The sequence below is a fragment of the Eudoraea sp. genome (assembly GCF_049665975.1).
Lineage (GTDB): Bacteria > Bacteroidota > Bacteroidia > Flavobacteriales > Flavobacteriaceae > Eudoraea.
In genome coordinates this window covers 1-10,771 of the sequence record NZ_JBATGR010000064.1, presented here as the reverse complement: position 1 = coordinate 10,771, position 10,771 = coordinate 1, and the positions used below count along the sequence as shown (strand labels likewise).

7 protein-coding genes and 1 pseudogene are annotated in these 10,771 nt (G+C 38.0%); 5 read left to right on the top strand and 3 right to left on the bottom strand.

The window, feature by feature from the left end; genetic code table 11:
• The 3 genes and pseudogenes from WBN20_RS02745 to WBN20_RS02735 all read right to left on the bottom strand — a co-directional run.
• Nucleotides 1–441: pseudogene (locus WBN20_RS02745) on the bottom strand (OmpA family protein); the annotation flags it as partial.
• A gap of 153 nt (nucleotides 442–594) precedes the next feature.
• Nucleotides 595–2,346 carry a TonB-dependent receptor gene (locus WBN20_RS02740; protein WP_424280620.1) on the bottom strand — a complete coding sequence of 584 codons (1,752 nt, stop codon included), beginning with the start codon at nucleotides 2,344–2,346 and terminating at the stop codon, nucleotides 595–597.
• Nucleotides 2,347–2,363: 17 nt separating this feature from the next.
• The gene (locus WBN20_RS02735) at nucleotides 2,364–5,384 is read right to left on the bottom strand and encodes a tetratricopeptide repeat protein (RefSeq protein ID WP_424280619.1); all 3,021 of its coding nucleotides are present in this window, start codon (nucleotides 5,382–5,384) and stop codon (nucleotides 2,364–2,366) included.
• Nucleotides 5,385–5,535: 151 nt separating this feature from the next.
• Here WBN20_RS02735 and WBN20_RS02730 point away from each other — a divergent pair, with 151 nt between their 5' ends.
• The 5 genes from WBN20_RS02730 to WBN20_RS02710 form a co-directional block, all read left to right on the top strand.
• Nucleotides 5,536–6,219 carry a cell division ATP-binding protein FtsE gene (locus WBN20_RS02730; RefSeq protein ID WP_424272668.1) on the top strand — a complete coding sequence of 228 codons (684 nt, stop codon included), beginning with the start codon at nucleotides 5,536–5,538 and terminating at the stop codon, nucleotides 6,217–6,219.
• 220 nt (nucleotides 6,220–6,439) lie between these two features.
• A complete protein-coding gene (locus WBN20_RS02725) occupies nucleotides 6,440–8,107 on the top strand; it encodes an aryl-sulfate sulfotransferase (protein WP_424280618.1) in 1,668 nt (555 codons plus the stop codon).
• Nucleotides 8,108–8,147: 40 nt separating this feature from the next.
• Entirely contained in the window at nucleotides 8,148–8,828 is a 681-nt protein-coding gene (locus tag WBN20_RS02720; RefSeq protein WP_424272670.1) for a sulfotransferase family protein, read from the top strand.
• Between the two features lie 84 nt (nucleotides 8,829–8,912).
• Complete coding sequence (locus tag WBN20_RS02715; RefSeq protein ID WP_424280617.1) at nucleotides 8,913–10,082, top strand: MFS transporter; 1,170 nt, start codon at nucleotides 8,913–8,915, stop codon at nucleotides 10,080–10,082.
• A 98-nt stretch (nucleotides 10,083–10,180) separates the two neighbouring features.
• A partial coding sequence (locus tag WBN20_RS02710; RefSeq protein ID WP_424280616.1) for an NUDIX hydrolase occupies nucleotides 10,181–10,771 on the top strand: 591 nt, incomplete at its 3' end.

Genomic DNA, 10,771 nt, shown 5'->3' with positions numbered 1-10,771 from the left:
GTGCATTTTGGAGATTTCTTTTTTTATATTCAGTACCATTTTAACTTTTGAAAAAAGCACTCCAAAATCTTTTATTGCAAAGTCCGAACGTTCGGCAAGACTAACATAGAAGGAAACCTGGTAAGTTTTACCTTTCTCCAAGGTTTGAGTAAGCGGCACCTGTATATATTCCCGATAATCATCCGGGGCATAAAGATAAAGACCGGCATAACCCTTGCCAAAATCTGAGGGTTGTGTCCCATTAAAATTTTCAGGGGTCCCCATTATCGTGCTGCAATCGTTAAAATAATCTGTAGATCCTTTTGTGGGTGTGCTCCAATGAGTGACATCAGTTTCAAAATTACCGAGACGTGCAGGGCATTCATCATACTGCTCAAAACTTGGATTTTGTATCAGGTTTTGAGACAGAAGGGTTGTAATACACCAAAAGAAGGTGAACAACAAGCTATATGTACACTTTACATCCAAAATAATAAGGGGCTAGTACTTCACTCTAAATTAGGAATTAATCTTCGGGCGTAAAGTTAATGCCGTTAAACAGTGGCTTTTACAGATGATTGAGCTAAAATTTAACTTTATTAGTTAGAAAGCCGTCTAAAAATCAAATTTATAGGATACCCCTGCCAATACCTGGAAGCTTTGTACTCTAAAATTGGCCCAGCGTTGGTACGCATTATTAGCGATATTATTTGCTTTGGCAAAAATAGTAAGCTGTTCATTGAAATGATATCCCACATGTGCATTTGCATCAAAAAAACTATCTAAAGTAATCACTGTGGAAGGGAAATCTGCAGGCAGAACATTTTCTACCACCTGCGCACTTAAATCCTGACGTTCGCCTACATAAAATAAATTAGCCCCCAGGAACCATTTTTCCCCTATCTGGTAATCTAAAAGCAATGACCCTTTAACATCAGGAAGGTTCCATGCAGGATTATCAGTCTCCGTGTTGTAATCAAATATTTCTACGTTTACTCCAAGTGTGAAATCTCTGTTTATATCCACATTCAATTCGGCAAACAATCCGAGGGTTTTAATATCATCATAAAATACTTCGAACGAATTTCCATAATAATATCCTTTTTCATCATCCCTAAAATCATTTTGAGGATTTAATTTATATAGGGGTTTTCTGTTTTCAGCTCTATAAAATGCTTTTACGTTATAGCTCAGACTAGAAATTAATTGACCTTTTATACCCAGGAATCCATTATACTGCCTGTCTGTAGGCACTATAGTTAAGGTAGGTGATACAAATGGGTTTTCTCCAACAAAACTATAATAAGAATTTTGATCTAGACCCCCTACTATACCTCCATAGGCAATAACCGTATCATCTAATAACCTGTAAGACGCTGTTATTTCCGGATAAATATAAAAATTACTATCACTAACCTCCGTATCCAGTCCATATACAAATGAGGCTCCCAAATTTAAGATGTATTTATCCCCGGATAATACCAAATTTGGATTTGCACCAATTTGCATTTGGCCGTAATCTATACCTTGTGTGTTCGTTGAGCTATTTATACTGGCATTTTTAAAATTCCCTCCTACATAGTCAAAATTGACTTTTAAAGTCACTAATTCTGACGAGACAGGGAATTGAAATTCTGGTTTTATCAAAAATCTATTTTCGCCAGAATCCACCGCATCCCAAAATCTTCGATACAACACTTCTCCTCCCGAAAAAACAGACTCCTCCATCTGGAGCTCCGCACCAGCTTCAAGGCCAAAATAATTTTGGGTTTCATTGATTGTACTAATTGTGGGTTCATCAAAAACCCCTTCAGGAAGTCCATACCAATTGTATTTCTGATGTTGAAATCCAATATCAGCACGCCAATTCAAATCTCTTTCTTTTTGGTTATAAGAAGCATTCAATTTTGTATTGTAAAAATCGGTATCGAGTAAAACATCTTCCAGGTCTCCGCGTGCGGAATGATGATTAAGTCCAAAATCTATTCTTTTATTGCCCCTGTCTATGTCTCTACTGGTATAAAAATCTGCGAGGGCATTGCTAAAATTACCAAGGCTGACAGAAGCATAGGAATTATATAGTTTTTCCGGTTTGGCTTTTTGCACAACAGAAGCCCTACCCTTGGCTGGCGTAAAGGTCGAAGCTACGGGTATTGAGTAAATACTGTACTCAATCTTCTTTTTTTGAAGTACAATAGAATCATTGAGATTTGGAATTGATTTCACCTTGAAAGCATCTGAAACTGTAGGTGAATATGGTCTTACTACCGTAACAGTTTCCGTTCCAATATCTTTTTCGTCTTGTGCCGATAAGAGCTGCACTATACCTATTAAAGCAATTATCGTAACTTTTAGTTCCCTCTGCATAATGTGTTCTTATCTATTTAATTTCCCTCCGGAACAATGGATGAATTTCGTTGTGCTTCCTTAGATTTTATAATAGCTAATTCTCCTTCCGCATCAGCAACGATCTGATCATAATCACCAAAATTTGCAATTACACTTTCCAGAATATATGTTGCCTGATATGCATCATCCAGGGCATAATAATTCTTTGCCATGAGAATTAGACCTTTACCGCCCCATTCCTTATAGCTGGAATAATCTCTCGCCAATTTTTGAACCGAAGTATTGGAAGCCTCAAAAGACGCTGCCTTTTGTTTAAAGTATGCATCATAATACCAAGCTTCTGCCGCCAACCCTCCACTTGCTATCTTTAAAACTTCAGAATAAGCCTTCTCTGCTCTTTCTTCATTACCAGTTGCTATAGCGGATCTTGCGATCATTATTTGTGCATCACTCTTAATTCTATCATCAATATTGTCTGTTTCCAGAACTTTTTCGGCGTAAGCTATAGTCTGGTCATAATTCTTTTGCTCATAGTAGCCTTTCATTAGGTTAGATTGTGCAAATGTTCTGTTCTGTTGGATATCCGCGATTAATTCTAATCTCTGAAGGAAAGGAAGTGCCGAGGCATAGTCTTTTTTTCCTATATAAATTTCACAGACCCTGGTAAGGGCTTGTTCTGAATATTCACTAGCACCACTGTTAGCAACAAAGGTATAACCGGGAAGTGCCTGGTCTTTATCGCCCTTCGCAAAATATAATTGTGCAAGCTTAAAGTTGGCATTTATTGCATGTAAGCCATTTGGGAAGTCCCTGATATAGTTTTCATATCCTTTAATAGCAGCTTCTTTTTTACCCTGAAGGTTTTGCTTCTCAGCAGATTCATAACTCGCGTTGTCTAATTCGGAATCGGATACCTCAACAAAATCTAAGCCTTCTACCCAGCTTGCATACTCGCTTACTTTTCCAGTATCTACATAAATAAGTTTAGCTGTCGCAACCGCCTGTATTGCCTCCTGGGAGTTAGGGTAATCGCGCACAACTGTTTTAAACTTACTTAGGGCCAGATCATTCTTGTTGGAATTATAAAAAACCAGTCCCTGTCTGAGTAATACCCTGGGAACCAAAGTACTACCGGGATAATCATTTATTAGCCTGTCATAGGTTTCTAACCCAATTTGCTCCTGATTTTCTTTAATATATGAATTACCCAGTTCAAATAGTGCATCATCCTTTAAACTCGATTTGGGATACCTAGAAATAAAACCATTGAGTTCCTCAATTTTTGTGGCACTCCTGTCAATAAAACCGTAGCTTATCGCTTTTTGGAATGCTGCGTAATCCTTCTCCGGACTAACGGATTGCAATACTTTATTATACGATTCAATTGCCGGCCAGTATTTGCTAGTGACAAAAAAACAATCGCCCAGGCGCACATTGGCATCATTTTTTTTAGCAGCATCCGTTCCCTTGTCGGCATATGCCTGGTAATAAGAAATTGCATTGTTGTAATCTTTTAGTTTAAAATAGGTATACCCCAGGTTATAATCAAGATCCTTAACTTCTTCTGTTCGTAATGCCGCCGGGTTATTTTTAAATTGAAGATAGTCTGAAAGTGCATCCTCAAAAGCATTGAGCATATATTGAGATTCTGCCTTCCAATATCTTGCGCGTGCCTTGAACAACTCATCAGGTGCATTATTCAGGGATTTAGCAAATAAAGCATTTGCACCGGCATAATCTGTTTCAATGAACAATTCAACTCCGCGATAGAAGGCTACTTTCTGATAGGTTGCTTTACTGGCGAAACTGCTGTTTTCTTCCAAGAGGGTGAGTGCACCTTCAAAGTTTTTAGATGTAATATAGGAGTCAACCAATAATTCCTGAATTTCCTTTGAATGAGTATCATTGGGATAAGTTTCCAGGTAAGTAGACAAGACCTTAGGTACAGGTTCATATGGATTCCCTATTTCATAACTCAGGCGGGTATAATTGAGATAAGCATCCTTTTGTATCTCCATATTAAAATCCATCTGAGAAGCATTTCTAAAAGCATTTAACGCTTCTTGCTTTTTACCGAGGTTTAAATAACACTCCGCTAAATGGTAATATGCATTTTGAGCAACTCCGTTGTTACCTTCAATTATTTTATTGAATTGGCTAATGGCGTTGGCATAGTCTTCCTGTTTATAATAACAATAACCTAATAAATAGTGATCTGTATTGCTCCATTTACCTCGTTTCCCTTTATAAGCTTCCAAATAGGGTATTGCATTTGCATACTGTTTTAAATTGAAATAACTCTCCCCAATGATTTTATTTAGTTCAGATACTTCCTGTCTGTCAGATTTGGACAATTGTGATTTAGCCAGTTCAATAGCCTCTTCAAATTTACCCAGCTTAAAATTCATATCGGCCTGATAATAGGAAAGCTTATCACTTAATAATTCCTGATCTGCTATCTGATCAAAACGTTCGTTAGCTCCCTCATAATCATCTTGCTGATAGGCAATATACCCAAGATAATATTTGGCCTGGGAACCATAAGTGGGTGATGTAGTAACCTTGCTTAAATAACGTTCAGCTTCCTTTGGTTTTTTGGAACTGAATAAGGAATAACCCATATTAAAATTAAACCGTTCCTTTTCGGGAGCCGACATAGAATTTTGGTCTACTTTTCTATACCATTTCAGAGCATAAGGATATTTGCCGTTTTCAAAATAATAATCGGCTACATCCATAAATGCGGAATTTCGTTTTGTAGAAGTTGGGTAGTTGGCTACAAAATTTTCCATCAACCTGTCCGCACCAAGCTGATTTAATCTTACTGCAGCATTGGCTACATAATATGCACTATTGGCTTCCGTTTCAAAATCTTTGGTACTCGTTTGCACTTTTTCGAAAATGGTCTGAGCAGCCTGATATTGTTTACTATTAAACAGTGCCAGCGCATCCTGATACTGTTTTTGATGATGGGTATAAATTTTTGATTCCTGAGTGTATCCAGAAATTATTATCCCAATGAAATATAGAAGTAGCGCGGTTTTTTTCTTTCGCATAATGTTCTCTAGCTGTTAAGAAGTACCGTAATTTCCCATAATAACGTCAAATATTGTTACTAAGTATGTTCAACAACTAAATAATAGATTTTTACTTCATGTGAGCCCTAATTAGGAAGGAACTTATTACTTTTATATCAACATTTAAATTATGAGTGAAAGCATATTAAATCTGAAAGATGTTGCCGTTTTCCAAAAGGATAATATGGTACTCAATGATATTACCCTGGAGGTGAAAAAAGGAGAGTTTGTATATCTGATAGGAAAGACGGGAAGTGGAAAGAGCAGCCTTATGAAAACCCTTTATGCAGATCTTCCGCTTTTAGAGGGGCATGGACGAATTGTAGGATTTAATCTAAAAACCCTTGAAGAAAAAGACATCCCTTTTTTAAGACGAAAACTGGGCATAGTTTTCCAGGATTTTAAGTTACTCCCCGATAGAAACATCAACAGGAATCTTATGTTTGTTCTAAAGGCTACCGGCTGGAAAGATCAGGATAAAATGGATGCGCAAATTGAGGATGTACTGGATAAGGTGGGCATGAAAACCAAAGGGTTTAAATTCCCTCATGAGTTATCGGGTGGGGAGCAGCAGCGGATTGCTATTGCCAGGGCATTATTGAATGACCCCGAACTTATCCTGGCCGATGAACCAACAGGTAATCTTGACCCACAGACCAGTGTAGAAGTCATGAAAGTATTACAGGAAATTAATAAGACCGGAAGAACTATCCTAATGGCCACGCATGATTACGCGCTACTGCTTAAATACCCATCCAAAACCCTAAAATGCGATGGTGCAAAAGTTTTCGAGGTAATTCAGAAAGCAGTTTAATAGCTATTTGCCACACATTTAAGTTAGCGGGAACTGTTATTTTCTTATCTCTTTAAGAAATAATTAATAGTTGCTAAAGTCAATTGTACTGAATTTATAATTATCTTTCAATCTGATCAATTCTTATCCATAACATTTCAACTTAGTTTAACCATCTAAATTTGAAATCAAATTGAATTGAATTTTAAGTGCTTTTTTTTTAAAACCAAACCAACCAATTATGAATATACATAAGTATATTGTCATTAGTTTTATCCTGTTATTTTTCTTTTCATGTAAAGAAGAAAAACCCGTGCCACAGCTGGCAGAAAAAATTGAGGTCCGGGAATGGAAACCAGAAGATACCAGAAGCTTAACAGGTCTGACCGTTAAGCGGGGACTTAAAGAAAAAACAGCATTAGCTACTCCTGGCTATGTTATGATTCAACCTCCGGAAAGTACTAAAACACATATAATTAATCTCGATGGGAAAGTGATTCATACCTGGGAAGGGGAATTGGCGGTAGTTAACCAATATTTAAAAGAGAATGGCAACTTGGTCAGACTAGAAGTAGACACGGACTTTCCTACCTTCGCAGCGGGAGGTCAAGCAGGAAGGATTAGGGAATACGACTGGGATGGAAATATCCTATGGGATTTTGAATGGGCAGATGAAGATGAACTGATACACCATGATATTGAATTATTACCTAACGGAAATATTCTTGCCATTTCTTACGAGGCAAAATCTCAAAAAGAAGTTATAGAAGCGGGTAGAGACCCGAAACATGTTTCGAAAGCTGGGCTTTGGCCGGACAAGATCATTGAAATAAAACCTTCCGGACCTACCGGGGGTGAAATTGTATGGGAATGGCATATGTGGGATCATTTGGTGCAAGACCACGACCCTACAAAAAATAACTATGGAATTTTGGCCGAAAATCCACGTAAAATTAACTTTAATGTGCATGGTCCAGAATTTCCCCCAATGACGGAAGAACAAGTCCAACAAGGGATAAAAATGGGTATGATGACAGGAAATGCCACCGTAGACAACCAGCATTCCGACTTTACCCACACCAATGCCATAGCCTATAATGCAGAATTAGATCAGATTGTTATAAGTGTTCCTGCTTACAGTGAAATAATGATCATAGACCATGGCACAACCATTGAAGAGGCTAAAGGAAGTACCGGTGGCAGATGGGGACATGGGGGAGATCTATTGTATCGTTGGGGAAACCCAATCAATTATGGAAAAGGATCAAAAGCAGATCGTAAACTCTTTTTTGAACACGATATAAAATGGATTCCGAAAGGATATCCCGGTGAAGGTCATTTAATGGTTTTTAATAATGATATTGAACACCCAGACAACAAAGTACCCTCTATGTGGGCAGTTTTAATGACAAGCAAATCTCCAGAGGTTGAAGCTCCTGTTGGGGTTCTTGGCAATCATAGTGCGGTTTTCGAATTTGTTCCACCAACAAATTCAGAAGGAGCTTATATATTGGAGGAGGACGGAACTTTTGGGCCAGAAGGCCCTCTTTGGTCCTATACAGCTCCGGATAAATACTCCTTTTATTCGGCATTTGTGTCAGGGGCTCATCGAATGAAAAATGGAAATACTTTAATCACTTCCGGAGCCAAAGGACGATTAATGGAAGTTACCCCAGACCAAAAAATTGTATGGGAATATTGGAATCCTTATAATGACCAATACAGAATGCCTGATGGTACAGTGGCATCGCCAATCGGACCTTTTAAATATATGCAATACAGGGCAACACATTTTACCGAGGACTTTCCTGCCTTTGAAGGCAAAGACCTGGCCCCCCTTTCGGAACAACCCAAACCATTTATATTTAAAATGCCACCCCCAGCTGTAGCCCAGGATAGTATACAATAAATCGAAGCTCAATTAATTACTAACATAAAACTATAAGCAAATGTCAATTAAAATTATAGGAGCCGGATTACCCAGGACCGGCACAAATACTCTTAAGCAAAGCCTGGAACAATTAGGTTTTAATCACGTTTACCATATGAAGGAATTGCTGGTAAACCCAGAGAAACTTCATTATTGGAAAACCCTTGATGAAACCGGTGATACAGATTGGGATGCACTGTACGAAGGATATGACGGCACGGTAGATTTTCCCGGCTACCCCTGGTATAAAGAACATATGAAACGATACCCTGACGCAAAGGTTATCCTCACCGTACGGGATTTTGAAGCCTGGTATAAAAGTGTGGACAGTACCGTTTTCAGGGCCGGGCCACAAACTCCAGGTGAAAAGATTAAAATGATAGGGAAATTGCTTTTCAGTGCCAGAGCACGCAATGTTGTTAAGTGTATTAAATGGTTCAAGAAGTGCTTTTTTGCTGAAAGACTACAGGGAAAGTTTGGCGATAAAGAATTTGCCAAAAAATTCTGGGAAGATCACATCGCTTCAGTAAAGGCCACTGTGCCACAAGATAAATTACTCGTTTATGACGTAAGAGACGGATGGGCTCCTCTTTGTAAATTTCTGGGCGTACCAGAACCAAGTGAACCTCTCCCACATTTAAATAAAAAGGAGAATTTTAAGGCAATGCTTCCCAAACTTATGAAAGGGGAAATGGTCTAAAGCCGGAAATGGATAAAAACTAAACATTACAATCTCCCTCGGTGGCTTTTGCCTGCCGGGGGTTAATTATAAATATATTCCACTATGAATACTGAAAGCTGGCAGGTAAAAGTTACCCTTTTACTGGTAAGTAGCCTTACCATTATGTCTATGATTACCATATCTGCTTCTTTGCCTGATATGACCAAAGCATTTTCAACTTTACCAAACGCTGAAAACATGGTAAAGCTTACGCTTTCGTTTCCTGCTCTTTTTATCGCCCTGACTGCCATAATCGCTGGGAAATTCATTGATAAATTTGGAAGATTGCGTCTTTTAGGTGCTGCTTTAATCCTTTACGCGATTGCCGGTAGTTCGGGTTATTGGCTGGACAATATATATCTTATCCTGGCTGGAAGAGCTTTGCTGGGTATTTGTGTTGGAATTACAATGACAATTGCTACAACGCTCATAGCAGATTATTATCAGGACAAATCCAGACAAAAGTTTGCCGGTTTGCAAATAGCAGTGATGTCATTAGGAGGAATAATGTTCGTTACTCTTGGGGGAGTCCTGGCCGATATATCATGGCGAGTTCCTTTTTTACTCTATTTATTTCCTTTGATAATCTTTCCCATGACCAGATTATTTCTAAAAGAGCCAAAAATATTACATACTTCAAAAAACAAGGATACTTCCGTTAAATCACCTAAAATAATTTGGTTGGTCTTTATAAATGTGATGATTATGTGGATTCTGTTTTTTATTATCCCCGTACAGATACCATTCTATTTAAAATCTATTGGCATTGAAAAAAACACTTTAATTGGCATCGCAATAGCTTCAAGCACTCTTTTCTCAGTAATTTCCTCGCTTTCATTTTCCCGTATAAAGGACAGATTGAGTTTTCAGCAAGTTTTTGGTATTGGCTATTTATTAATGGCCCTCGCCTACGCAAGTATTTCCTATGGAGGATCATTCGGCATGGTTATGATAGGAATGTTACTAGCCGGACTGGGTATGGGCTTAATGATTCCTAATGCAAATGTTTGGGTAATGCAATTAGCCCCTGAACAAATTCGGGGTCAGGAAATTGGCAGATTAACCACATTTTGGTTTATGGGTCAGTTTTTATCTCCTATAATTTTACTTCCTTTTTTAAATATTATCACACAGTCTCAGTTGTTTTCCATATTAGCTTATGTAATATTAGGCTTGAGTATTGGATTCTTCCTATATGGGTTTCTTAATAAAAAGAGACCTGGTGGGGCTTAAGGAATAAAACCAGTTCCCGTCTAAAACAGGAATGAGTATAGATTTAATTCTACTTTCTAAATATCCATTAACTTAGTGGTTGAGCAACTAATTCTGATGTGATCCTTAAAAAACAAGAAAAACTGGCCGATAGAAAATCCAGCCCCTTTGCCGGAGTACTCCTTTTTATAGTGTCTTTAATTTTGCTTATTCTTACCGGCCCCATAGGATTTTTATATGGCATCTTGTATTCCTTATTCTCAAGAGGCTTTAGAGGCCTGGGGGAATATCTATTAAAGATTGCCGTATCTGTAGATCAGTTGGGAAATGTTTTGATGCAGCATTTACTCAATACACTGTGGGTAAAAAAAGGAGGTTACAAATTTGGTAATAGAGATGAGACTATCTCCAGTGCCCTGGGCCGAAACAAAAGACTAGCTACACTAAGTCGTTTTGGGATTTTAATTGATAAAATACTGGATAAATTAGACCCTAACCATTCACTTAACTCCATCGACTATTATATTGAACCATCGGATGGTATCCTGGATGTGTTGGCATGGATTCATATCGTGGACAACCTAATCTTATGCACAAGGAGTTCGGGTAAAGATGTTTATTATATCCCGGGGGGTAAAAGAGAACCCGGTGAATCTGATACACAATCCCTTTTTAGAGAAATAAAGGAAGAACTACAGGTAGATTTAGAC